We start from the raw sequence: 22,409 nt of genomic DNA, 5'->3' as shown, positions 1-22,409 counted from the left end.
CCTTTTATGGCGGCGCCATTCCCCAACACCGTCTAACGGCGGCGCCACTCCATGGTGAGGGCGAAGGCGGCGACCAGGGCGCCGGCGGCCACCAGGGTCGGCAGCAGGAAGGACTCGCCGATGCCGTAAGCGAAGCCGGCAAAGCTGGGCCCGATCATCTGGCCCAGCCCGAAGGCGGCGGTCATCAGCGCGATGGAGCGGCGCGGATCGCCCGACGACAGGCTGCGCGCATGGACCAGGCCCAAGGCCGTGATCCCCATGATGGTGCCGCCCAGCAGCGCGGCGGCGAAGAGCACCGCGGCGGCGCCGCTGCCCAGCACCGACAGGGCGACACCGACGCTCTCCACCAGGCAGGCGACAGCGAAGCCCCGCCCGTTGCCGATGCGCCGGGCGATCCAGCCCCAGACCGCGACCGAGGGAATGCCGGCAAGGCCGACCGTCAGCCAGACATAGGGCTCCAGCCACTGCAGTTCCGGTGTCAGGCGCACCAGGGTGGAGATAAAGGTGGCGGTGATGACGTAGCCGAAGCCGAAAAGTCCGTAGGCGACGATGAGGGCGACGAGGCGCGGATTGGGTTTCGCCTTGGCCCTGGTGCGCGGCGGCAGCGGCGGCTCCTGCTCGGCCGGGACGAGGCGCAGCACGGCGAACAATCCGGCCAGCGCCAGGGCGCCGCTGGCCAGCCAGAGGCCGCGCCAGCCGACATCCTGAGCGGCGAGCGCGGCGACCAGCACGGCGGATCCCGCGATACCGATGCCGACTCCGGCAAAGTGCAGTCCCGAGAGGCCGGGCCGCCCGGCCGCCGCCAGACGGTCGAGCACCAGGGCCGAGGCGAAGACCAGCACGAAGGCGCTGGCGACGCCGGAGGCGAAGCGCAGCAGCAGGAACAGCGGCACCGCCGCCTCGGCGGCCATGGCCGCGGTGGTCAAGGCGGAGATCGCCAGCGCGACCAGGAACCAGCGCCGCCGGCCACCCGGCAGGCTGGCCTTGGCCGCCGCCAGGGCACCCACCAGGTAACCGAGGAAATTGGCCGAGGCGATGATACCGGCCTCGGCCTGGGTGAGCCCCAGGCTCTCCACCATGAACGGCAGGATCGGGGTGTAGACGAAGCGCCCGATGCCCATGGCCGTGGCCAGCGCAATGCAACCGCCCAGCGCGACCGCCACCACGCCCTTGCCTGCCGTGTCAGCCACCGGCGCCACTGCTTCGGACTCGCCCATCATGCCCTCAAGGCTAGCACGCCGGCCGGGCGGTCGAATTGCAATTCCCGGTGGGCAGGGTCCCGCTCAAGTCGCCGCGAGGCCGGCTCACTCCGGCGCGCTTATGACGCCGACCACCTCCGGCGTGGCGGTGCCGTTCGGACGCAGCACCAGGCCGCCGCCGGACTGCGGCGCGTCCACGCCGATGAGGCCGAAAGCGGTGGTGTGGCTGACCAACACCAGCGGCGCGCCCGGCGTCGGCGCTTTCAGATCGATGAAGAAGCGCTTCAAGGCCTCCGTCATGGCGGCCTCGCTGCCGAGCTTCCAGTGGTAGTAGTTCAGTGCCGGCTCGTCGGTCACCGGACCGAGCCCCAGGAGTTCCGCCGTCTGCCTGGCGCGGCACCACTGGCTCGTCAGCACCCGCGCCGCGGAGATCCCGGCGACCTTGAAGCGCTGGGCCAGCACCGCAGCCTGGGCACGCCCCGGTCCGCCGACCTCGCGCTGGGTGCGGCAGTCCTTCAGGTCGAAATCGTCGGAATCGACACCGCCCGCCTTCACGTGACGCAGCAGCAGGACAATGCCGCCGTCGTTCAGCTTGGACAGATCGAAGTCCCCGGCCAGCGCCGGCGTGGCGGCCAGCAAGCCGGCCATTAAAAGCGGTGCAAGAACCCGCGGCCATCTCCGCAGCATGACGCTTCCCCCGATATCGTTCCGCATTGGAGTTATTATAGCGCAGCATGCGCCCGGCTGCAGTTCCCTACAGGCGAACTCGGCGAAAGGCCACCGGCGTATCGAAGCCCTTCAGGGCGGTCGTCTCGGCGCCCACCTCGAAACCCGCCAGCAGCGCCGCCACATCGGGATCTTCCGCCGCGGCTTCGGACAGCACGACGTCCCCGCCCTGGCTCTGGCCCTGCAGGCGCGCCGCCATATTCACGGTGGTGCCGAAGTAGTCGAGCCGCCCGTTCAAGGTAACGGCGATGCAGGGCCCCTCGTGCAGGCCGAGCTTGATGGTGAGCGGGCGCTGCCCGGCGGCATTGAAGCTGCCGAGTTCGCGCTGGATGTCGAGCGCGGCGGCCAGCGCGTCGGCGGGCTTGGTGAAGGCCGCCATGATGGCATCGCCGATGGTCTTCACCAGCGCGCCGTCGTGGCGCCGCACGATGGCGCCGAGAAAGGCAAAGTGATCGCGCACCAGTTGATAGGCGGCGGCATCGCCAATGTTGCCGTAGAGTTCGGTCGAGCGCCTGAGGTCGGTGAACAGCAGCGCGACGCGCGCCACCGCCACCTCGTCGCCGGGCCGCAGCACCTGGTCAGAAAAGAGATCGCGAAAGGCCTGCAGCGCGGTCACCCGATCGGCGGTCAGCGCGTCGCGCAGCCAGGGCCGCTCTTCGACGATGGCGGTCACCGGCCGCGGCGATGCGTTGCGCAGCACCACCTTGTCCGCTTCGCCCGCCGGACCGAGGCTCACGGCCTCCCCGCTCAGCACGATTTCCGGCAGGGCTTCGCCCGCCGCCAGCGTCACTTCCGCTTCCGGCCCGGCCTCCAGACTGCGCAGCCTGTAGCTGCCGGGCGGCAGCGCGCAGGGCTCGGCCCGGCGCTCGCCCGGCTGCAGGATGATCTGCAGTCGGATGTGCGGCGTCGACATCGGGCCAAAGAGGCAGTGCTCGCCCGTCCCCAGCGCGCGCACCGTCGGCGCCGGCTGGAAGCTGAGTTCGACGTTGCGCGAGAAGTCCCGCTCGTAGTCGATGTTGCAGGTGGCGCAGTGCGCCCCTTTGGGCAACTGGTCGAGCGCGTGCACGGCGGCCTTGGCGACGCGGCAGCGCGGGCACAGCAAATCCCAGCGCATGGTCAGCAGGCCGGCGCGCACCGCCTGCAGGCAAAGCTCGATCACCGCGCGTTCCGCCGCGCCCCAGTCGCGCGCCAGCGCCAGCGGGCGGATGTGCACCAGGTCGGCCTCCTGCGCGCCCAGCAGGTGGTCGGCGAGGCGGCGCGCCAGTCCGTGACCGTGGCCGCTCGCTTCGATCTCGCCCACCAGGGCATCGACCTTCCGCCTCAGGGCCGGATCGGCCTTCGGCGCCGAGAAGCGGAACGGCGCCGCCGCGGCACCGGCCGCGTAGCGCCGGGCATCGCCGGCCAGCACCGTGAAGGTCTTGCCGGCCTTCTCCAGGAAGCGGGTACGCAGCAGCAGACGACCCAGCAGGTTGGCCGGGGTGGCGCTCAGGGTGTAATCGCCCGCACAGGTCCGTCCGCCGGCGGCCGGCGTCAGCTCGAAGCGGGCCGTAAGGTCCTGGAACGGGCCGTTGTAAAATTCGCGGCGGATCTGGAACCAACGGCCGCCGACCCAATTGGCCGGCACCTCGCGCCAGGCGAGCGAAAAGGGACCGATCTTGGTCCGCCCCTCGTACAGCACTGTGCCGTCGGCCTGCGGGGTTTCGGTGACCGTATAACGCGGCAGCCCAGCCGCTTCATTGTAGCGCACGGTGTCGGCCAGGATCGGCCACACCGCTTCCGGCGGAGAGTCGAAGTCGACATGAAAGCGGCGCGTCTGCGGTTCAGCCATTCACCCACCGTTCGGCCAACCGCGGCGCCGCTACCAGCGCATGTAGGGCAGCACCGCGGAGGGCTTCCATTCGGCCGCCGCCATGAAGTGGGCATAGGCCTCGCGATCGATCGCCCCGTCCTTGTCTACGCCGAGTTCCTCGCCGTGGATGCCCCCGGCAATGAAAATACTGCCGATGCCGGAGGCCTGGGCCCCGGCGACGTCGGTGCGCAGGGAATCGCCGATGGCGGCGATGCGCGTGGGGTCGATGCCCTTCAGCAGGGCGAAGCAGCTGCGGTAGACCTCCGGGTGAGGCTTGCCGTGCCAGCGCACGTTGCCGCCCTTCTGCTCGTAGTCGAGGGCCAGCGCACCGGCGCAGATCTCCATCGCCTCGCCGCGCATGACGATGAGGTCCGGATTGGCGCAGATCATCGGCAGCTTGCGGGCAAGTCCCTCGTCCAGGAAGGCGCGGTAGGTCTCAACCTGGTCGTGATCGTTGAGGATGCCGGTGTTGAGGATGAAGTCGGCCTCGCCCAGCGCCTCGACGAAGCGGATGTCGTCCAACCCCTCGCGCATGCCGTGGTCGCGCGCCGGCCCCAGGTGATAGCAGCGGCTACCGAGCGCCCGGTACCAGGCGTCAGGCCGGGTCTTCAGGTGTTGCCAGGCGTCCTCGCCGGAACTCAGCAGGTGGTCCGGCAGTTCGGGGGGAATGCCGATCTCCGCATTGCGCTCGGCAATCACCGCGGCGCGACGCGGCGCGTTGGAGAGAACAACCGACTTCTTACCCGCCTCGCGCAGCCGCCGCAGCGCATCGACCGCCGCCGGATACGCCTGGAGGCCGTCGTGCATGACCCCCCAGAGGTCGATGATGAAGGCATCGTAGCGGTCGGCCACCGCCGACAGGCCGGGGTAAATCGGCACCTCGGGCGAGGGGGTATCGGATGTCATGGGATTCCGGGGGCTCCGGGTCGTTTGAAGGCAAAAGAACGCTATTGCGCGCCTCTTCTGCCACAGCCCGGGGCCCTATGCAAAGGAGCGATGCGGAGCCTGGCTTGCCCTCTCCGGGCTCCGCGCCGCCGCTATACCGTGGATTGCGGGTGGTACTGGTAGAGCCAGGTCTCGCTCAATACCTGGTCGCCGTTGCGCAGGAAGCAGCGCAGGTCGACCGGCTGATCGCCTTCGACGGTGAGGTCGAACTGGGCGCGCCAGTGCCCCGGCACGTCATTCGGCACCGCCTCGGTGAAGATGTAGGAGAACTCGCCGCGTGAAGCCGTCAGCACCGGCTCCGGCAGTACGCCCATCGGCAGGTCTTTCAGCGGGCCGCCGAGGAACTCCACCATGAACTTGCGCACGCCCTGCGGCCGCGGCTGGCCCGGCTGGCCGCCGTTGCCGAGGCGGGTCGCCACGCAGCGCGCGAGCTCGCCCGGATAGGGCTCGTCGGCCAGCCAGTGCAGACGGTAGGCGATCTGGATGTGACTGCCGGCGCCGTGCGGTGCGTCGGGGATCCACATGGCGCAGATGTTGTCGTGGATCTCGTCGTCGGTCGGGATCTCGACCAGCTGCACCACACCCTTGCCCCAGTCACCCAGCGGCTCGACCCAGGCCGAGGGCCGCAGATGGTAGCGCACGCCGTCCTGGTAGTGGTCGAAGAGGCGATCGCGCTGCGACAGCCCGAAGCCGCGCGGGTTGTCGTCGAGGAAGCTGGAGAAGCTCACGCGCGGTGGGTTGTTGAGCGGCCGCCAGATGCGCTCTCCGCTGCCGGTCCAGATCGCCAGGCCGTCGGAATCGTGCACCTCAGGGCGCCAGTCGACCATGGTCGGCTTGGCGGTCTCGGAGTACCAGAACATCGAGGTGAGCGGCGCCAGACCCAGGCGCTCGAGGGTCCGGCGCGGATGCACGTTCGCCTCGATGTCCATCACCACGCCGGAGGTGCGGCGCAGGAGGAAACGGTAGGCGCCGGCCACGGACGGCCCGTGCAAGAGGGCGTAGACGGTGACGGGGTCGTCCGGCCCTTCGGCCGGGACGAACCAGTACTCGGTAAAATCCGGGAACTCCTCCGGTCCCGGCGCGCCGGGCGCCAGCGCGATGCCGCGCGCCGAAAGCCCGACCTGGCCCAGCTCGCCGACGCCGCGAAAGTAAGAGGCGCCAAGGAAGGTCGCCCAGGGCTCCACCTTGTCGAGGTCGCCGGCGCTGGGCGGTTCATGCACCCAGAAGCCGGCGAAGGCCGAAGGCTGCTCGCCCAGCCCGGCCGCCACGTGGTCGGCGGTGACGGTGAATAGCGTCGGGTCGTAGAGCACCTCGCGCGCGGTGTCGCCATCAACCGCATGCATGCGCACGGTCTTGGGGAAAAAGCGGCCGACGTGCTGGAAGGAGATCGGATAGCTGCCCTCGCGATAGAGCGCGAAGTCTTTGCGGAAACGCAGCTTGCCGTGGGCGTCGTAGTCGATCTGCTCGACGATGGCCGGATCGGGACGCGGCGGCGGCTCGTAGGGCCGCGCCGCCAGTTCGCGCGCGTGTTGCTTCAGCCAGTCATAGGAAAACGCCTCGGCGGGGCCGAAGGAGAGGCCTTTCGCCTGGGCCGCCGCCGGTGCTGCGCCGCCGACGAGGCGCGCGGCGCCCGCCGCGAGGAAGACCTGCAGGAGGGTGCGTCGATCGAGAGCTGTCATAGTCCGTCAAAGTTGTGGAGAGGATCGGCCGGCGCAAGGGGCATGCCGTCAGAAATAGCCCACGGCGCGAAAGGTTCCCCCAAAGGGGCCTCACGCGAAGGCGCGCCGCTGCGGCGACCGGTCTAGCACAGCCGGCCAGGGGGCGGACCAAGACATTTTTGGGAAAAAGGGGTCGTTACGCCGCCGGCTTGGCGAGGCGCGGCTCGCCCAGGAGGTAGCCCTGGGCGCACTCAACGCCCAGTTCCATGACCTCGATGAGGGCGTCCTCGTCCTCGACCTTCTCGACCACCATGGTGAGGCCGCGCTCCTTCAGGTTGTCGACCAGGGCTTCGCCCGCGCGCGGGTCGCTGAGCAGCAGGTCGGCCCGAACCTTCACGAAGCGAAAGTTGCGGTTGGCCAGGGTATCGGCGTCGATGTCCAGGTGGTGCACGCCGTCCAGCGAGAAGCGACAGCCGAGGTCGGCAAGGCGGCGCAGGTAGAGGGCGGCCCCAGAGTCCCAGGCCTCGTAGTCGCTCTGCGAGAATTCGAAGATCAGGTGCTTGGAGAGGTCGCGGTTGCTCTCCAGGAAGGCCACGAAGTCGCCGAAGAAGGCGTCGTCGCCCAGGGTATGGCTGGAGATGTTGCAGAAGAAGTCCAGCTTTTCCTCGCGGTACTGGATCTTGCGCACCAGCTGGATGCAGCGGATCAGCAGCATGTTGTCGATGGCCGCCACGATGCCTTCCCGCTCGGCGAGGCCGATGTACTGCTCCGGCAGGATCATGTAGCCGTCGGTCGTGCGCAAGCGCGAGAAGCACTCGTAGTAGCGCCGCTTCCTCTGCGGCAGCAGCACGATAGGCTGCAGCACCAGGTCGATGCGGTCGTCGCACAGCGCCTGGCGCGCGATCTCCAGCACCGCCGACTCGTCGAGCCCTTCGGCGACCGGCGGCAGCACGCCGGGCCGCTGGTTGGCGTTGGCCGGCATCACGGCGATCCTGCCGCCGTCCTGCGGCAGCGGCCGCGGCACGGACTTCTCGGCAGGGCGGCGGGCCGGGTCGCCCATCGCCGGGCCGGACGGCGCGGCGCCGACATCCTGCACCGGCGCCTTGGTCGACTTGGCAAGGCGGGTGATCAACGACTGCAGCACCTTCACCTCGGAGATCACCTCGTCGACGCTCTTGCCCGAACGGCTCACGCCGCCGGCGGATTCCAGCGCCTCGCGCAGGATAGCTAGCTCGCGGCGGGTCCAGTTGAGCTCCTCCAGCGCCTCGCCTTGCGCCTGGCGCAGGCCGAGCAGCTTTTCGACCAGGAAGGTCTCGCGGCCCAGGCGGGCATAGACCTCGTGCAGCAGGCCGCCGCCGATCAGCGCGGCCAGGCCCAGGCCGACCGCGGCCTCGGGGCCGGTCAGCGGCAGCCACAGCGGCGCAAAGAGCGCCAGCGCCACGGCGCCGCCCGCGTAGCAAAGGAAGATCGCGAGGTGTTTCAACATAGAGGGCACTTTGCCCTCGATAGCCTTGAGACTTGGTTAACGGAGTGTTGTCGGGATGCTTGACGAGCGGCGGCAGGGGGCGCTTTTCTGCCGTTAACACCCGCCCGCAATCAGGAGGCACGCCGCCATGGCCGTCACCATCTACCACAACCCGCGCTGCAGCAAATCCCGCCAGACCCTGACGCTGCTGCAGGACCACGGTATCGAGCCCAAGGTGGTGGAATACCTGAACGACACCCCCGACGCCAAGACGCTGGACGACATCCTGAAGAAGTTGAAACTGGAGCCGCGCGACCTGATGCGCCGCAAGGAGGCGCCTTATAAGGAGCTCGGCCTCGACGATCCGGGGCTCAGCCGCCAGGCGCTGATCGCCGCCATGGTCGAGCACCCAATCCTCATCGAGCGTCCCATCGTGCTGAAGGGCGCCAAGGCCGCCCTCGGCCGCCCGCCGGAAAAGGTGCTCGAGATTCTCTAGCTCGCTGCCCTATCCGCTGTAGCGGTGATCGGCGCCGACGGCCGCCGCGATGTTGTCGAAGCCGTCCTCGCGGAGCAGACGGGCGAGCTCGCTTTTCATGCGCGGGACCAGGGCGGGCCCGCCGTAGATGAGGCCGGTGTAGAGCTGGACCAGCGAAGCACCGGCGCGGATCTTGCGGTAGGCATCGGCGCCCGAGGCGACGCCGCCCACACCGATGAGGGGGATCCTGCCCTCGGTGAGACGGTAGAGATCGCCCAGCACCGCCGTCGCCGGGCCGAACAGTGGTCGGCCCGAGAGGCCGCCGGTCTCGCCGCGCGCCGCCCCTTTCAAGTCATCGGGACGGGCGATGGTGGTGTTGGTGGCGATAAGGCCGGAGATCTTCATCGAGAGCGCGACGGCGGCAATATCGGCCTTGTCCTCCGCGGTGAGGTCGGGGGCGATTTTCACCAGCAGCGGCGGCGCCGGTTGCGGCAGGGCGGCGAGGACACGGCCGAGCAGTTCCTCCAGCTCGCCGCGGCCCTGCAGGGCGCGCAGGCCCGGCGTGTTCGGCGAGGAGACGTTGACGACCAGGTAGTCGGCGAGCGGCCCCAGCGCCGCCGCGCCCAGCACGTAGTCGCTGGCGGCGTCGGCGGTGTCCTTGTTCTTGCCGAGGTTCACGCCGACGGGTCCGCGGGCACTGCCCTTCTTGCGGAAAGCCTCCAACCGGCGGCGCGCCGCCTCCAGGCCGCCATTGTTGAAGCCCAGGCGGTTGATCACCGCGCCGTCCTCGGGCAGGCGGAAGATGCGCGGCTTTGGATTGCCCGGCTGCGGGCGCGGCGTCACCGAGCCGACCTCCGTGAAGCCCAGGCCGAGACCCAGCATGGCCGGCATGACACGCGCGTCCTTGTCGAAGCCGGCGGCCAGACCGATCGGATTGTCAAAGGACAGGCCCCAGACCCGGGTGGCGAGGGCCGGATCGTCGGCCGTCTTGGGATGCGGCGCAAAGCCGCGTTCGAGCGCCCGGAGCGTCAGGTTATGCGCGACTTCCGGGTCCAGCAGACGCAACGCCGGGCCGATCAGGGAGAAGGCGTCCAAGGGTTCCTATTTCTCTTCTGCAAAACCTGCGGGAAAGCGATGGTATCCGTCGGCCCCAAGCGGCAGGTCGTCGACCCGGCGCACGGCGTCGGCCGGCAGGTCGCCATAGAGGTGCGGGAAGAGCGCGCCGCCGCGCGAGGGCTCCCACTTCAGCGCGTCACCCAACACCGCGGCCTCTACCGTCAGTAGAACAAGTCCGTCCTGGCCGGCACGGTGCTTGGCAGCCGAGGCGACGACCTGGTCCGGGCCGGAAAAATGGATGAAGCCGTCGGCCCGGTCCTGCGAGGACCCGCTATAGCGGCCGGCTGCCGCGGCCGCCGCCCACTCGTCCTTGCGGCAGATGTGGTAAATAAACCCTCGATTCATGGGCGCCAAAGTAGTCGAGAGTAACAGGGCTGAACAGCGCCCTCTCTGAAATAGCTCGCAAAAAGCGGGTCCCGCGACGCGGAGGCCAGTAAGACTATGTTCTTGCTGCATGCCCCTTAACTTTATAAGACAATGTTCCCATGTTGGAGCACCAGAGCGTCTGGCGAGCGATCGATCGCCTCGCCGCAAGGTACAACCTCTCGCCGTCCGGCCTCGCCCGGCAGGCGGGCCTGGACCCCACGACCTTCAACAAGAGCAAGCGCATCACCAAGGAAGGCAAGCAGCGCTGGCCCAGCACCGAATCGCTGGCCAAGGTGCTGAACGCCACGGGGGCCTCGCTCGCCGAGTTCATCAGCCTGGTCGAGGACCAGGAGCACCCGGTGAGCTTCCGCCGCCTGCCCAAGCTGCGCTTTGCCATGGCGGCCCAGCCGGGCTACTTCGACGCCGAGGGTCGACCGCTGCGCAGCCACTGGGAGGAAGCCGCCTTTCCGGACGTGCCGGACCCCCACGCCTATGCCCTGGAGATCACCGGCGACGGCCTGCTGCCGGTCTACCGCAACGGCGACCTGGTGGTTATCTCCCCCAGCGCCGAGGTGAAGTCGGGCGACCGCATCCTGCTGCGCAGCCTGCAGGGCGAGTTGCTGATCGCCGAACTGCTGGAGCGCAGCAGCGACCGCCTGCGCATCAAGTCGCTGAGCCGCGAGAATGTGGTGCGCGAGCTGCCGCGCAGCCAGGCGCAGTGGGTCTCGCGCATCGCCTGGTCCGGACACTAAAGCCAGGACACCAAAGTCGCGGTACCAAGTCGGTTGCCGGCCACGGCGCCGGCGCTCTTCCGATCCTTTTGTCACCGCTACAATTTCCCGGCATGGCGGCGCTTTTCCTTGCTCCGTCGAGCGGTTAGGCTTTCCGCCGTCGCGCTCCCCGATCGACGTCACAAAGAAGGAATGATTCCGCGATGACCGCTCCGAAGGCCGTGCATTTCCTGGAAGGCAAGTGGGTCGAAGGCAACCCGCCGGTGATGGGCCCGCTCACCCATGCCGCCTGGATGGCATCGGTCGTCTTCGATGGCGCGCGCGCCTTCGAAGGCGTGACGCCGGACCTCGATCAGCACTGCGAACGCTTGGTGCGCTCGGCGGCCAGCTTTGGCCTGAAGGCCGTGCACACGGCCGGTGAGATGCTGGAGATCGCTGAGGACGGCCTCAAGCACTTCGGCAAAGACAAGGCGCTCTACCTGCGTCCCATGCTGTGGGCCGAGTCCGGCTTCGTCGCGCCGGACCCCGAGTCGACGCGCTTCTGCTTCACCCTCTACGAAGCGCCGATGCCCTCGGCGGAGGGATTCTCCGTCTGCCTGTCCAGCTATCGCCGCCCGGCGCCCAACATGGCGCCGACCGACGCCAAGGCCTCTTGCCTCTATCCCAACTCGGCGCGCGCGCTGACCGAGGCGGCCCAGCGCGGCTTCGACAACGCGGTGGTGCTGGACGCCGTCGGCAACGTCGCCGAACTGGCGACCGCCAACTTCTGGATCGTCAAGGACGGCACCGCCATAACCCCGGTGCCCAACGGCTGCTTCCTGAACGGAATCACCAAGCAGCGCATCATGCGCCTGCTGGAAGAACGCGGCATCAAGGTGGTCGAGGCGCGGGTGACCTGGCAGGACGTGCTGGCGGCCGACGAAGTGTTCTCCACCGGCAACTACGGCAAGGTGATCCCCATCACCCGCGTCGAGGACCGCAGCCTGCAGCCGGGGCCGGTCTATACCGCCGCGCGCGAAGCCTACTGGGAATGGGCGCACGGCTGAACCCGCGGCTCAGAGCGGCGCGGCCACCTGCAGCTTGCCGGTGACGCCGTGCTTGTCGATCAGGCGAGCGATCAGGCCGTTCGCCGTTGCCTCGGCGACAAACTCCCCGATGAAGGCCTTGAGCGCCGTGTTGGCCGGCTTGGTGCCGACGGCCTGGCGCACCGTCGTGTAGTTTCCGGCGAGAACGCGCGAGCCCGGCAGGCTCGCGCTGTTGTCCTTCAGCGCCGGCAGCAGACCCGCAAGGGCGTCGAGCTTCTCCGTCTTGAACAGCTCGAAGGCGCCGGCCAGGCCCTTCGCACGATAGAGTTCAGCGTGCTTCAGGGTACGGCTCAGATAGAGATCGTAGGCGGCACGATCTGAGACGGCGATGCGCACGCCGGGCCGGTCGACCTCCGCCACCGACTGGATGGCTGAGCCGGCGGGCACGAGATAGGTCGCCTCGATCTCCACATAGGCACCGCAGAACGCTATGGTCTCGGCACGCTTGGGCTCCTCGGCGATGAGGCCGATGTCCCAGAGATCCTGCGTCACCGCGTCAGCGACCTCGCCCGGCGTGTCAAAGGCGACGTAAGAGACGGCGACGCCAAGCCGCTCGGCGATCGCCGCCGCCGTGTCCGGAGCGACGCCCTGGGGCGTGCCGTCGGCGGCGCGGCCAGTCACCAGCAGGATGTTGCCGAGATTGATGCCGACCCGCAGGGTGCCGGGACGGCCGAGCTCGGCGCGCGCCGCCTCGCTCACGACGACGCCTTGAGGCTTTCGCCCTGTAGGGCCGTTTCGATGAGCGCGAGGCTTTCCTGAAGACCGTAGAGCGCCATGAAGGAACCCATGCGCGGACCCTGGTCCTGGCCCAGCAGGATTTCGTAGAGCGCCTTGAACCAGTCGCGCAGGTTGTCGAAGCCGTGCTCCTTGCCGACCGCGTAGACCTCGTTCTGGATCGCTTCTCCGTCGGCGTCCTTCGGCAGCTGCCTGAGGCGTCCAGCCAGATCCTCCAGCGCGTTGCGCTCGGCCTCGCTCGGTGCGCGGTAAGACTTCTTCGGCTTCACGAAGTCGGCGTAGTAGCGCAGCGCGAAGCCGACCAGGCGGTCGAGGAAGGGATCGCTTTGCGGCGAAGCCTCAGGCGCGTAACGGGAGATGAAGCCCCACAGCACCGCCGGGTCCTCGGTGTTGCACACCGAGGCAAGGTTCAACAGCATGCCGAAGCTGAGCTTGGTGCCAGGCTGCGGCGGATTGCCGTTGTGAATGTGCCACACCGGGTTCTCCAGACGCTTCTCGTCGTTGGCGTCATAGGCCGCGAGATGCGAGAGATAATCCTCGACCGCGCGCGGGATGACATCGAAGTAGAGCCGCTTGGCCGCCTTGGGCTTCTGGAACATGAAGAGCGACAGGCTCTCCGGCGGGCCGTAGGTCAGCCACTCCTCGGCGCTGAGGCCATTGCCCTTGGACTTCGAAATCTTCTTCGCGTCTTCGTCCAGAAAGAGCTCGTAGTTGAAGCCCTCCGGCGGACGCGCGCCGAGAATCCTGCAGATCTGCGAGCCGAGCTTCACCGAATCGATGAGGTCCTTGCCCGACATCTCGTAGTCGACGCCCAGCGCGTACCAGCGCATCGCCCAGTCGGCCTTCCACTGCAGCTTGCACCGGCCGCCGGTGACCGGCACCTCGACCTTGGAACCGTCCTCGTCCTCATAGACGATGGTGCCGGCATCGGCATTCACCTCCAGCACCGGCACCTGCAGCACGCGGCCCGTCTTCGGGCAGAGCGGCAGGAAGGGGCTGTAGGTTTCGCGCCGCTCCGGCCCGAGGGTCGGCAGCACCACGTTCTTCACGTCGTCGTAGCGGCGCAGCACCTGCAGCAGCGCAGCGTCGAAGCGGCCCGACGTGTACCAGTCGGTCGACGATTGGAACTCGTACTCGAAACCGAAGGTGTCGAGAAAGCCGCGCAGGCGCGCGTTGTTGTGGTGTCCGAAGCTTTCATGGGTACCGAAGGGATCGGGGATCTGCGTCAGCGGCTTGCCGAGATGTTCGGCCACCATCGCCTTGTTGGGGATGTTGTCCGGCACCTTGCGCAGGCCGTCCATGTCGTCGGAAAAGCAGAACAGGCGCGCCGGCACGTCGCTGAGGCGCTGGAAGGCCTGTCGCACCATGGTGGTGCGCGCCACCTCGCCGAAGGTGCCGATATGCGGCAGCCCCGATGGGCCGTACCCCGTCTCGAAGAGGACGTAGCCTTTTTCCGGCGCTTTCCCGTCGATGCGCTGAAGGACACGTCGTGCTTCTTCGAAGGGCCAGGCGCGTGCGCCCTTGGCCAGGTCTCTCTCTGTGCTCATGGCTCCGCTCTTGTGACGGGATGGATCTCGCGGGGCCGGCCGGGTGCCGCCCCCTTCAAGTGAGGCGGACACTAGGCCGAGCGCGGCTGAGCGTCAACGTTCGGAGTCGAGCCGGATCAGTCGCGACCCGATCAGTCGCGGCGGGGTCCCTCGCGGCCAGATCCGTCATGGTCCGGACGGGGTCGCGGCGGGAACAGCAGGCGGCGCAGGAAGTCCCGCTCGCGGGCGCGCTCCAGGAAAGCGGCCTTCTGCTGTGGCGACAGTTCGGCGAGGAAGCCGTGCAACTCGCCGGTCATGTCGAGAATCATGTCGTCACCCCCGGCGCGCCGCGCAACGAGGGCCTCTGCCAGGGCGGCGCGGTCGAAGTCCGACCGGCCGAGAGCCTCCAGAATGATCGCCTGGAATCCTTCCCGCTCCTCGCGCCCCGCAGCCAGGCGCTCGGCCATGCGGCCGCGCAGCGCCGTCAGCGCCTCTGTCTGTCCCGCGTCGAGGGAGAATTCCTCGGCCGCCCGGGCAACCGGATCGTAATCGTGCGGCGGATGGGGGTGGCCCATCAGGCGCGGATAGATGACGCCGGCGACGAAGAACACGTTGAGCGCCAGGGAGGCGACCAGCAGGAACCAGAGAACTTTGCTACGCATCGGCTTTCTTTCTCGATCTTCTGACTCTGGCCCTGGTTCTAAAGCAGTCCGCCGAGCACGAATTCGGCCGGGACGTCGCTCTCCGCCGTGTCGGCGGTCTGCGTGGCCGTGTCCAGCTGCGCGGCCTGATAGCGCCCCAGCTCAAAGGCACCGGCACAGGCCAGCAGCAGGGCAATAGCCGCGAAGGCCGACACCGCCGGGCGCAGCTGGAAGCCAAACAGCCGGTCCAGCAGCGACGGCCGGGCGCTTTCGACAACCCGCATGGCGGGACGCTCGGGGAATGCCGCCTGGGCGCGTGCCAGCACCGCCGTCATGACGGGCCCCGGCACCGCTTCCGGCGCAGCCTGCAAGGTCTCGCGCAGAGCCAGCAATTCGTCGAGCAGCGCCGCTTCGCCGGCGAGGCGCGCTTCCAGGCGTGCCGCCTCGTCCTCGGCCAGCCCACCGTCCAGGTAGGCCGCGAGCAGCAGCGCGTCCGGCGACCCGTCAACCAGGTCTGGGTCCGCGGGCGAACGCCAGCCCTGGCGGGCTTCGCGCCACAGGGCCGCGCCTTCTTTCGTCTTGCCGTCTTCTTCCCTCATGTCCTTAAACCTCTCGCCCCTTGAATTACTCTACGCGCTGCGGTGCCTGAATATCCCCGCATCACGCGCCTTCTTCCCCCAGCTCCGCCTGGAAATGCGCCCGCAGCTTCAACAGCGCCTTGTGGTGCATGGAGCGCACCGTCTGCGGATCGATGCCGATCGCCTCGGCCGCCTCGCCCGGCGTCATGTCGCGCTGGTACAACAGTTCCAGCACCAGTGCCTGGCGCGGCGAAAGCAGGCCCTCGGGGATCTTCACCTTTTCGTGGATCACCGGTTCGACCGCCAGCACCGCTTCCGGCTGCGCCTCGATATCCTCGGTACGCCGGCGCAGGCGCCGCAGGTGATCCACTGACGCCGAGTGAGCGACCACGGTCAGCCAGGTGGTGATCTTGGCGCGCGCCGCGTCATAACTGCGCAGCAGGCGGAAATCGTGCTGGCAGAGGCGCACGAAGACATCCTGCACCACGTCCTCCGCATCGGCGACGCGTCCGGCCGGCACCAGCCGGCGACGCACCGCCGCGAAGATCACCCCGGCATGGCGCGTCACGAAGCGATCCCACGCCGCCTTGTCACCCCGCAGCAGGGCTTCCAGATCGGCGTCCCCGCCGCAGGCATCCCTGCTCACCGCTTCGCTTCCCACCGCAGCGACAAAACTCATCCTGCTCCCACTTCACACGTCACGGGGGGCCGGAAACCCGACCCCATATCCAGAATAGCCCGATTTCACCTGCCGCAGTATGGGAGCGTCCAAGCCGACCCTCGATCCTGCGGAAAAGCCCCCTCTGCCGCCTTATCGGAATGCGGGGGCCCGTTGTTCCCGTTATAGTCCCGACATGTCTTCTACGTCGCTTCCCGCCGAGTCATCCCCGCCCGCCCCGCCGCCCGGCCCCGGAGCCCCGGCCGTCCGCCTGCCGGCGGCGCCGCTGCTGCTGGCCGGCATCGGGCGGGCGGTGTGGGTCGAGCCGGACGGCGAAGTCCTGACGCTGAAGGCGACCGAGGCGGTGAAGCGCGCCCGGGAGACCCCGCCGATGCTCTGCCACGCGCGGGCGACGGCGCGGCGCCTCGGCTGCGACCCCTTCCCGGCGTTCGACCTGCTGGAGCTCTTCGCCTTCGTGCGCCCGGCCAGCTTCTGCGCCCCGACCCCGCACGGCCTGGCCCAGGCGCTGGGCCAGCCGAAGCCTGCGGATGCCGAGGCCGCGGCCATCGCGATCCCGGGCCTCGCCCATGCCCTGCTGGCCGAGCTGGCCGCCCGCGCCGGCGCCTCCTCGGCCTTCGACCGCGACGCGCCGGGCATCGCCTGGCAGATGGCTCAAGCCGGCTGGGCCTGGGGCCCCTATGTCATCCACGCGCTCGGCTTCGGTGAGGGCGGCGCGACGCTACCGAAGCGCAGCATCGGCCTGCGCGTCTGGGAGCGCCTGCCGGAATGGGAGGAGCGCCCGCCGCGCGGCGCCCCCGGCACCCGGCCGGTCGGGCCGGAGGAGGCGCGCGACCGCCTGGCCGAGTTCCTCGATGACGATTCCGAACCGCGCCCGCAGCAGGCGGCCTACGCCGCCGCCGCCGCGGCCGCCTTCGCCCCGCGCGAGCACGAGGGTGAGCCGCAGGTGGTACTGGCCGAGGCCGGCACCGGCACCGGCAAGACCCTCGGCTACCTGGCTCCGGCCAGCCTCTGGGCCGAGCGCAACAACGCCGCCGTCTGGGTTTCCACCTACACCCGCAACCTGCAGGGCCAGGTCGACGACGAACTGGCGCGCCTCTTCCCCGAGCGGCGCGAGCACGCCCGCAAGGTGGTGATCCGCAAGGGACGCGAGAACTACCTCTGCCTGCTGAATCTTGCCGAGGCGGTGGCGCAGGGCCGCCCGCAGGACGCCGTGGCGCTCGGCCTCATGGCGCGCTGGACCGCGCGCACGCGCGGCGGCGACATGGTGGGCGGCGACTTTCCCGGCTGGCTCGCCGATCTCTTCGGCCCCTTACGCACCCTGGGCCTCGCGGACCGGCGCGGCGAGTGCATCTATTCCGCCTGCCAGCACTACAAGAAGTGCTTCATCGAGCGTTCGGTGCGCGCCGCCCGCCAGGCGGAGATCGTCATCGCCAATCACGCGCTGGTTCTCATCCAGGCGGCCATGGGCGGCGGCGACGACGGCCAGCTGCCGACGCGCTACGTCTTTGACGAGGGCCATCATCTCTTCGATGCCGCCGACAGCGCCTTCGCCGCGCACCTGACCGGCCTCGAATCGCGGGAGCTGCGCCGCTGGCTGCTGGGCGCAGAAGGCGGCCGGCGTGCCGGCAGCCGCATGCGCGGCCTGCAGCGCCGCCTGGAAGACTTGCTGGGTAACGACCCGAAAGCGCAGGAGGCGCTAGACGAGGCGCTGAAGGCTGCGGGCGTACTGGCCGGCGAAGGCTGGCGCCAGCGGGTCGAGGAGGGCCGCCCCGAAGGTGCCATGGAAAAGTTCCTGCTGCTCGCAGGGCGCCAGGTCTACGCCCGTGCCGGCGGCCAGGAGCAAGGCTACAGTCTGGAGGCGCCGGCGCACCCTCCGGTCGAGGGCTTGCTCGACGCGGCGCAGCTCCTGGCCGCGGAACTGATGGCGCTGGCCGAACCGCTGAAGAAGCTGCGCCGGCTGCTGCTGGCGCGCCTCGACGAGGAATCCGACAGCCTGGACAGCGACACCCGGCGGCGCATCGAGGCAGCGGCCGGCAGCCTGGAGACTCGCGCGATCCTGCCGCTTGCCGCCTGGCGCGCCATGCTGGGGGCCCTGCAAGAGGAGACGCCGCGCGACTTCTGCGACTGGTTCGCCGTGGAGCGCATCGACGGCCGCGATATCGACGTCGGGCTCTACCGCCACTGGGTCGATCCCAGCCAGCCCTTTGCCGCCAGCCTGGGCCAGGCCGCCCACGGCATGCTGATCACCTCGGCGACCCTCACCGACAACAGCGGCGAGCACAGCAACGGCGAGGAATTCCACGGCGAGTCGGCCTGGCGCGCGGCGGAGGCACGCCTCGGCATCAATCATCTCGCAGCCCACGTCTCGCGTCTCTCCCTGCCCTCGCCCTTCGACTATGTCCGGCAGACGCGCATCCTCATCGTGCATGACCTGAAGCGCGGCGACCTGACGCAGCTCGCCGCCGCCTACCGGGCGCTGTTCCTGGCCTCAAAGGGGGGCGGCCTCGGCCTGTTCACCGCCATCGCGCGGCTGCGCGCGGTGCAGAAGCAGATCGCCCAGCCGCTGGCCGACGCCGGCATCACGCTCTACAGCCAGCACACCGACGGGCTGGACACCGGCACCCTGGTCGACATCTTTCGCGCCGAGGAGGACTCCTGCCTGCTGGGCACCGATGCGGTACGCGACGGCGTCGACGTGCCGGGACGTGCGCTGCGCCTCATCGCCTTCGACCGCGTGCCCTGGCCGCGCCCCGACATCATCCACAAGGCGCGCCGCGATCTTTTCGGCGGGCGTGCCTATGACGAGCGCCTGACCCGCCTGAAGCTGCGCCAGGCCTACGGACGCCTCATCCGCCGCGCCGACGACCGCGGCGTCTTCGTGCTGCTCGATCCTCTTCCCTCACGCTTGCTCGATGCCTTCCCGCCGGAGGTCACCGCCGAACGCGTCGGCCTCGCCGAAGCGGTGGCGGCGGTGAAAGCATTCTTCGATAACGCCGAAGCCTAGAGCTGCGCGGCTACGGCGATCCCCACCACCGCCAGCATGGAGAGCGCCATGGCCATATTGATGGCGCGCTGGACCTTGGGATTGAGGTCGAGGCGGCGCAGGGTGACGCCGGCCCAGAGCCACAGCAGGTGGATCGGAATCCAGATGGCGTTGAGGATGGCGAACTTCACCGCCGTCTCGGCGGCCAGCGCTCCCGGCATGAAGGCGAAGCCGGAGAACAGCGCCGTGTTCACCGCATAGGCCTTGGGATTGATCGGCTGCAGCGCGAGGCCGTTCCAGAAGCCCGGCGCGCGCTCGGAATGAATGAAGGCGATGCGCGCTCCGGCGAAGGCGATCTTCGCCGCCAGCCACAGCAGGTAGGCCGCCGAGCCCCACAGCAGCACCTCGCGCAGGCCCGGCTGCGCCAGGGCCACGGCGGCGATGCCTGAGACCACCGCTGCCCCCACCAGGGCGTTGCCGACGCAGAGTCCCGCCACATAAGCAAAGCCCGCGCGGTAGCCATAGCCCGAGCCCACCCCGGCGGCGGAGAGCACACCGGGGCCGGGGGTGATGATCAGGAAGAAGACCGCAGCCGCGAATTCGAGCATGCAAACTCGGTAGCAGGCGGCGCGGCAGGAATCAACTGCGGCGCTTACGCCTTCACCACCGTAACGATATGCGCGGGCGAGTCGAAGGCGACCGTGCCGTCCGGCTGCCGGAAACGCTGCAGTTCCTGCTGCGCGGCCGCCTGCAGGTCCGCGTACTGCGCGTCGTCGAGGGCATCGGCGAGGGTCCACCCTTTAATATCCGTGCGCACCCAGTCCTCGATTGAGGGAAAGTGCGCCTCCCCGACTACGGTCTTGATCCGTGGTGATGCGATACCCGCCGACTCGAAGAGGGCCCGCAGGTGACCCGAATCGCCCAGCACGAAAGGCGCGCGCAGAGCGGCGGCGATGTTTTCCCCGAATAGACGCTGCAGCAGAGCGGCCATGGCGGCATAGCCCGCCGTGCGATCCAGGGAATCCCAGACGGCAACGGCCAGGCGCCCGCCGGGTTTCGTCACCCGCCACATCTCTGCCAGCGCCTTCACACGGTCCTCGAAGAACATGAGGCCGAACTGGCAGGCGGTCGCGTCGAAGCTGGCATCCTCAAAGGGCAGCGCCTCTGCCGTCCCTTCGCACCAGTCGACGGTGTCGTCCAATCGGCGGGCCACGGCCAGCATGCCGCCATTGCAGTCGATCCCGGTGACAACAGCGCCGCGCCTTGCCGCCTCGCGCGCCAGACAGCCCGTACCGCAGGCGACGTCCAGAACGCGCCTGTCCTCGCCAACGCGAAGCACATCGCAGAGCCGCGCCGCCCACTCGCCGAACAGCGCCGGGACAAAGAATTCCTCGTAGACCTCGGCGGCGGTCTTGGTGAGCTGTCCACTCTCCACTACATGCCTCTCCATCGCAGCCATGGCTACCTCCAATGATTCTCACGTTGATGCTGGAGAAAGCCTGAGCGACAGCAGCCCAAGGAGGCTAGTCCACAAAGTGTAGTTCAGTGCCCTGCGGACCTTGTGTTAGTCTGCTGTTCGCGCGAAAGGAGGACGCCATGAAGAGCTATGGCCAGTTCTGTCCCGTCGCCAAGGCCTCCGAGCTGTTCTGCGAACGCTGGACCCCGCTGATCGTGCGCGATCTGGCGTGGGGCGCGACGCGCTTTTCCGAGCTGCAGCGCGGTGTACCGCTGATGTCGCCGACGTTGCTGTCGAAGCGCCTGAAGCAACTGGAAGCCGAAGGCGTGGTGAAGACCCGGCCGCAAGCCAACGGGCGCGGCAAGACCTATCACCTGACCGAGTCCGGCCGCGAGTTCATCCCGATGATTGTCGCGCTGGGCACCTGGGGGCAGCGCTGGTCGCGCCGCCAGCTCGTCGCAGGAGAGGTCGATCTGGGCCTGCTGGTATGGGCGCTGGAGCGCTCGGTGAACGCCGATGCTTTCGGCAAATCGCAGAGCCTGGTGCGCATCGAGTTCACCGACCAGCCGAGGAACCAGCGCCTGTGGTGGTTCATCAACCGTGAGGGCGTCTGCGAGCTCTGCCTGGAAGATCCCGGTTTCGCGGTGGATCTCTACCTCGCAGCGACTTTACCTGACATGATCTACATCGTGCGCGGCGACCTGCCGCTGAGCCGCGCACTGGCCAGCGGGCGCCTGGAAGCCCTCGGCACCGCTCGCGCCCGCAAGGCCCTAAGGGGCTGGTTGAACCTGAGCCCGCTCAGCAAGATCAAGCCGCAAAACCGCTTCGAATCCGTCGGAGCGCCCCGGCACGGGTGAGTGCAGCGTCAGGCTGCCGCCGGACTGTGTCACGATCATCTCGACGATGGCGAGGCCGAGGCCTGCGCCCTGCGCCTCGGCGCCCGCGCGCTCGAATCGCTCGGTCAGGCGGGCGAGGCGTTCGGGCGGCACCGCCGCGCCCTCGCTACGCACATGGACGGCGCCCTCCCCGTCCAGGAATACGGCGACACGGCCCCCCTGCTTACCGTGGAGCAGCGCGTTGTCGATAAGATTGCGCAGCGCGATTCCGAAAGCGTCGATGTCGATGCGCGCTGTCAGGTGCTGCCAGCCACCGTCGTCGAAGTCGAGCCGCTGGCCAACCGCACCGCGCCGCGTCAGCTCCTCGGTCACAAGGCGCAGCGCCGGCATCACATCGACGGGATCGCGGCTGAGCGCGATCCCGGCCTCGGCGCGTGCCAGCTGCAGCAGCTTCTCCACGAGATCGCCGAGGCGGCGCAGGGTGGCGGCGACCTGGTCGACCCTGGCGAGCACGGCTTCGCGCTGGTGAGATCCCTGCAGCTCGGCGGCGAGGCGCTGGATCTGCGCCAGCGCTGCGGCGACCGGCGTGCGCAGTTCGTGCGCCGAGTTGGCGGCAAAGGCGCGCTCGCTCTCCAGTACTCTGCCGAGGCGTGCCAGCAGCAGGTTCACGTCATCGATGATCGGTGCCAGCTCGCGCGGCATGGCTTCTACCGCAATCGGCGCCAGGTTGGCGCCGCCGCGTGCGTCGAGTTCAGCGCGCACCGCGGCCAGCGGCGCGAGGCTGCGGCGCACGGTCCAGAAGATAACGAAGCCGGCGAGCGGGATCAGCAGCGCCAGGGGCGCGACCAGGCCCGCCATGGTTTCATAGAGCGCCTCGCGGCGGTGAGCCAGCGATTCGCCGACCTGGACATAGAGGTCGGCCGGCGCGTAGTGCTCGGTGAAAAACCGCCAGTCGCCGACCTCGGCGTGGCCGCGATTCAGAGCGGCCGGAAAGGCTCGCACCGGCGCGTCGTGGGAGCGCAGCAGAACGTGACCTTCGGCATCGCGCACCTGGTAAACGAGATATTCCTCGTGGCTGGCGAATTCGAGCCTTTCTTCGATCACCCGTGCTTCGTCTTGGTGGTCGTCACCTTCGGATTGCTCCCCGAAGTCCTCCACCACCAGCGGCACCAGGCGTTGGGCGGTCTCCTGCAGGGCGCTGTCGAAGACCTCATTGGTCTCGTGGTTGACCACGGCGGCGGCGGCGACGACGGCGACCAGCCAAAGCGCGGTCAGCGCGACGGTGAGCAGAGAACTCAGCCGCTGGGCGATGCTCCAGGGTGCCTTGCCTTGCTCCCGATCGGGACTCGCGCCGGCCACG

At 68.8% G+C, this 22,409-nt stretch carries 21 protein-coding genes; 5 read left to right on the top strand and 16 right to left on the bottom strand.

All coding sequences use genetic code 11. The features are described 5' to 3' along the window. Window positions 1-32: 32 nt before the first annotated feature. The 6 genes from WDC82_RS08745 to WDC82_RS08720 form a co-directional block, all read right to left on the bottom strand. Window positions 33-1,190, bottom strand: a complete 1,158-nt coding sequence (locus WDC82_RS08745; RefSeq protein WP_340116878.1) for a YbfB/YjiJ family MFS transporter — start codon at window positions 1,188-1,190, stop codon at window positions 33-35. A gap of 114 nt (window positions 1,191-1,304) precedes the next feature. Further along, window positions 1,305-1,847, bottom strand: coding sequence for a histidine phosphatase family protein (locus WDC82_RS08740; RefSeq protein WP_340116877.1), 543 nt, complete (start codon window positions 1,845-1,847; stop codon window positions 1,305-1,307). Between the two features lie 106 nt (window positions 1,848-1,953). Further along, on the bottom strand, window positions 1,954-3,753 hold the full coding sequence (locus tag WDC82_RS08735) for an adenylate/guanylate cyclase domain-containing protein (RefSeq protein WP_340116876.1): 1,800 nt from the start codon (window positions 3,751-3,753) through the stop codon (window positions 1,954-1,956). Window positions 3,754-3,783: 30 nt separating this feature from the next. Continuing rightward, window positions 3,784-4,680: a TIGR01459 family HAD-type hydrolase gene (locus tag WDC82_RS08730; protein WP_340116875.1), complete on the bottom strand. Its 897-nt coding sequence runs from the start codon at window positions 4,678-4,680 to the stop codon at window positions 3,784-3,786. Between the two features lie 131 nt (window positions 4,681-4,811). Then, window positions 4,812-6,398: a glucan biosynthesis protein D gene (locus tag WDC82_RS08725; protein WP_340116874.1), complete on the bottom strand. Its 1,587-nt coding sequence runs from the start codon at window positions 6,396-6,398 to the stop codon at window positions 4,812-4,814. A gap of 175 nt (window positions 6,399-6,573) precedes the next feature. Continuing rightward, the gene (locus tag WDC82_RS08720) at window positions 6,574-7,863 is read right to left on the bottom strand and encodes an EAL domain-containing protein (RefSeq protein WP_340116873.1); all 1,290 of its coding nucleotides are present in this window, start codon (window positions 7,861-7,863) and stop codon (window positions 6,574-6,576) included. A 127-nt stretch (window positions 7,864-7,990) separates the two neighbouring features. Between WDC82_RS08720 and arsC the strand changes: the two genes are divergently transcribed. Next, window positions 7,991-8,338, top strand: a complete 348-nt coding sequence (gene arsC, locus WDC82_RS08715; protein WP_340116872.1) for an arsenate reductase (glutaredoxin) — start codon at window positions 7,991-7,993, stop codon at window positions 8,336-8,338. Between the two features lie 9 nt (window positions 8,339-8,347). Here the strand turns inward: arsC and WDC82_RS08710 are convergent, their stop codons facing one another. Both WDC82_RS08710 and WDC82_RS08705 read right to left on the bottom strand, forming a co-directional pair. After that, complete coding sequence (locus WDC82_RS08710) at window positions 8,348-9,412, bottom strand: quinone-dependent dihydroorotate dehydrogenase (protein ID WP_340116871.1); 1,065 nt, start codon at window positions 9,410-9,412, stop codon at window positions 8,348-8,350. 6 nt (window positions 9,413-9,418) lie between these two features. Next, window positions 9,419-9,778 (bottom strand): DUF952 domain-containing protein, encoded by a 360-nt coding sequence (locus WDC82_RS08705; RefSeq protein WP_340116870.1) that lies wholly within the window; start codon window positions 9,776-9,778, stop codon window positions 9,419-9,421. Window positions 9,779-9,918: 140 nt separating this feature from the next. On the opposite strand from WDC82_RS08705, the gene WDC82_RS08700 reads away from it, so the two are divergent. Together WDC82_RS08700 and WDC82_RS08695 are read left to right on the top strand one after the other, a co-directional pair. Continuing rightward, entirely contained in the window at window positions 9,919-10,551 is a 633-nt protein-coding gene (locus WDC82_RS08700) for a helix-turn-helix transcriptional regulator (RefSeq protein WP_340116869.1), read from the top strand. Between the two features lie 182 nt (window positions 10,552-10,733). Further along, a complete protein-coding gene (locus tag WDC82_RS08695; RefSeq protein ID WP_340116868.1) occupies window positions 10,734-11,576 on the top strand; it encodes a branched-chain amino acid aminotransferase in 843 nt (280 codons plus the stop codon). 9 nt (window positions 11,577-11,585) lie between these two features. Here WDC82_RS08695 and WDC82_RS08690 read toward each other — a convergent pair whose 3' ends face one another. The 5 genes from WDC82_RS08690 to WDC82_RS08670 all read right to left on the bottom strand — a co-directional run bounded on the left by WDC82_RS08690 (window position 11,586) and on the right by WDC82_RS08670 (window position 15,774). Next, complete coding sequence (locus tag WDC82_RS08690) at window positions 11,586-12,314, bottom strand: transporter substrate-binding domain-containing protein (RefSeq protein ID WP_340116867.1); 729 nt, start codon at window positions 12,312-12,314, stop codon at window positions 11,586-11,588. After that, window positions 12,311-13,897 (bottom strand): lysine--tRNA ligase, encoded by a 1,587-nt coding sequence (locus tag WDC82_RS08685; RefSeq protein ID WP_340116866.1) that lies wholly within the window; start codon window positions 13,895-13,897, stop codon window positions 12,311-12,313. The genes WDC82_RS08690 and WDC82_RS08685 overlap by 4 nt, the downstream gene beginning before the upstream one ends. 131 nt (window positions 13,898-14,028) lie before the next feature. Then, the gene (locus tag WDC82_RS08680) at window positions 14,029-14,538 is read right to left on the bottom strand and encodes a periplasmic heavy metal sensor (RefSeq protein WP_340116865.1); all 510 of its coding nucleotides are present in this window, start codon (window positions 14,536-14,538) and stop codon (window positions 14,029-14,031) included. A 38-nt stretch (window positions 14,539-14,576) separates the two neighbouring features. Then, the gene (locus tag WDC82_RS08675) at window positions 14,577-15,116 is read right to left on the bottom strand and encodes a hypothetical protein (RefSeq protein WP_340116864.1); all 540 of its coding nucleotides are present in this window, start codon (window positions 15,114-15,116) and stop codon (window positions 14,577-14,579) included. 61 nt (window positions 15,117-15,177) lie between these two features. Next, window positions 15,178-15,774, bottom strand: a complete 597-nt coding sequence (locus WDC82_RS08670) for a sigma-70 family RNA polymerase sigma factor (RefSeq protein WP_340116863.1) — start codon at window positions 15,772-15,774, stop codon at window positions 15,178-15,180. A gap of 175 nt (window positions 15,775-15,949) precedes the next feature. On the opposite strand from WDC82_RS08670, the gene WDC82_RS08665 reads away from it, so the two are divergent. Then, window positions 15,950-18,778, top strand: a complete 2,829-nt coding sequence (locus WDC82_RS08665; RefSeq protein WP_340116862.1) for an ATP-dependent DNA helicase — start codon at window positions 15,950-15,952, stop codon at window positions 18,776-18,778. Here the strand turns inward: WDC82_RS08665 and WDC82_RS08660 are convergent. Further along, a complete protein-coding gene (locus tag WDC82_RS08660) occupies window positions 18,775-19,365 on the bottom strand; it encodes a LysE family translocator (protein ID WP_340116860.1) in 591 nt (196 codons plus the stop codon). The genes WDC82_RS08665 and WDC82_RS08660 overlap by 4 nt on opposite strands. 44 nt (window positions 19,366-19,409) lie before the next feature. Next, window positions 19,410-20,216 (bottom strand): methyltransferase domain-containing protein, encoded by an 807-nt coding sequence (locus WDC82_RS08655; RefSeq protein ID WP_340116859.1) that lies wholly within the window; start codon window positions 20,214-20,216, stop codon window positions 19,410-19,412. Between the two features lie 137 nt (window positions 20,217-20,353). Between WDC82_RS08655 and WDC82_RS08650 the strand changes: the two genes are divergently transcribed. Further along, a complete protein-coding gene (locus WDC82_RS08650; RefSeq protein ID WP_340116858.1) occupies window positions 20,354-21,070 on the top strand; it encodes a helix-turn-helix domain-containing protein in 717 nt (238 codons plus the stop codon). Here the strand turns inward: WDC82_RS08650 and WDC82_RS08645 are convergent. After that, window positions 20,984-22,408 carry an ATP-binding protein gene (locus WDC82_RS08645; RefSeq protein ID WP_340116857.1) on the bottom strand — a complete coding sequence of 475 codons (1,425 nt, stop codon included), beginning with the start codon at window positions 22,406-22,408 and terminating at the stop codon, window positions 20,984-20,986. The genes WDC82_RS08650 and WDC82_RS08645 overlap by 87 nt on opposite strands. Between the last annotated feature and the right edge of the window lies 1 nt (window position 22,409).

Source organism: Pelagibius sp. 7325 (genome assembly GCF_037652055.1).
In the GTDB taxonomy this organism is placed as follows: domain Bacteria; phylum Pseudomonadota; class Alphaproteobacteria; order Kiloniellales; family Kiloniellaceae; genus Pelagibius.
This window is presented reverse-complemented; position numbering and strand designations above follow the sequence as displayed.

What these genes read in the sequence shown, in the direction of transcription:
- WDC82_RS08665 (WP_340116862.1), top strand. Translation starts at nt 15,950, where the DNA reads ATGTCTTCTACGTCGCTTCCCGCCGAGTCATCCCCGCCCGCCCCGCCG.
- arsC (WP_340116872.1), top strand. Translation starts at nt 7,991, where the DNA reads ATGGCCGTCACCATCTACCACAACCCGCGCTGCAGCAAATCCCGCCAG.
- WDC82_RS08735 (WP_340116876.1), bottom strand. Translation starts at nt 3,753, where the DNA reads ATGGCTGAACCGCAGACGCGCCGCTTTCATGTCGACTTCGACTCTCCG.
- WDC82_RS08680 (WP_340116865.1), bottom strand. Translation starts at nt 14,538, where the DNA reads ATGCGTAGCAAAGTTCTCTGGTTCCTGCTGGTCGCCTCCCTGGCGCTC.
- WDC82_RS08670 (WP_340116863.1), bottom strand. Translation starts at nt 15,774, where the DNA reads ATGAGTTTTGTCGCTGCGGTGGGAAGCGAAGCGGTGAGCAGGGATGCC.
- WDC82_RS08685 (WP_340116866.1), bottom strand. Translation starts at nt 13,897, where the DNA reads ATGAGCACAGAGAGAGACCTGGCCAAGGGCGCACGCGCCTGGCCCTTC.
- WDC82_RS08660 (WP_340116860.1), bottom strand. Translation starts at nt 19,365, where the DNA reads ATGCTCGAATTCGCGGCTGCGGTCTTCTTCCTGATCATCACCCCCGGC.
- WDC82_RS08650 (WP_340116858.1), top strand. Translation starts at nt 20,354, where the DNA reads ATGAAGAGCTATGGCCAGTTCTGTCCCGTCGCCAAGGCCTCCGAGCTG.
- WDC82_RS08695 (WP_340116868.1), top strand. Translation starts at nt 10,734, where the DNA reads ATGACCGCTCCGAAGGCCGTGCATTTCCTGGAAGGCAAGTGGGTCGAA.
- WDC82_RS08655 (WP_340116859.1), bottom strand. Translation starts at nt 20,216, where the DNA reads ATGGCTGCGATGGAGAGGCATGTAGTGGAGAGTGGACAGCTCACCAAG.
- WDC82_RS08675 (WP_340116864.1), bottom strand. Translation starts at nt 15,116, where the DNA reads ATGAGGGAAGAAGACGGCAAGACGAAAGAAGGCGCGGCCCTGTGGCGC.
- WDC82_RS08730 (WP_340116875.1), bottom strand. Translation starts at nt 4,680, where the DNA reads ATGACATCCGATACCCCCTCGCCCGAGGTGCCGATTTACCCCGGCCTG.
- WDC82_RS08725 (WP_340116874.1), bottom strand. Translation starts at nt 6,398, where the DNA reads ATGACAGCTCTCGATCGACGCACCCTCCTGCAGGTCTTCCTCGCGGCG.
- WDC82_RS08720 (WP_340116873.1), bottom strand. Translation starts at nt 7,863, where the DNA reads ATGTTGAAACACCTCGCGATCTTCCTTTGCTACGCGGGCGGCGCCGTG.
- WDC82_RS08700 (WP_340116869.1), top strand. Translation starts at nt 9,919, where the DNA reads ATGTTGGAGCACCAGAGCGTCTGGCGAGCGATCGATCGCCTCGCCGCA.
- WDC82_RS08705 (WP_340116870.1), bottom strand. Translation starts at nt 9,778, where the DNA reads ATGAATCGAGGGTTTATTTACCACATCTGCCGCAAGGACGAGTGGGCG.
- WDC82_RS08740 (WP_340116877.1), bottom strand. Translation starts at nt 1,847, where the DNA reads ATGGCCGGCTTGCTGGCCGCCACGCCGGCGCTGGCCGGGGACTTCGAT.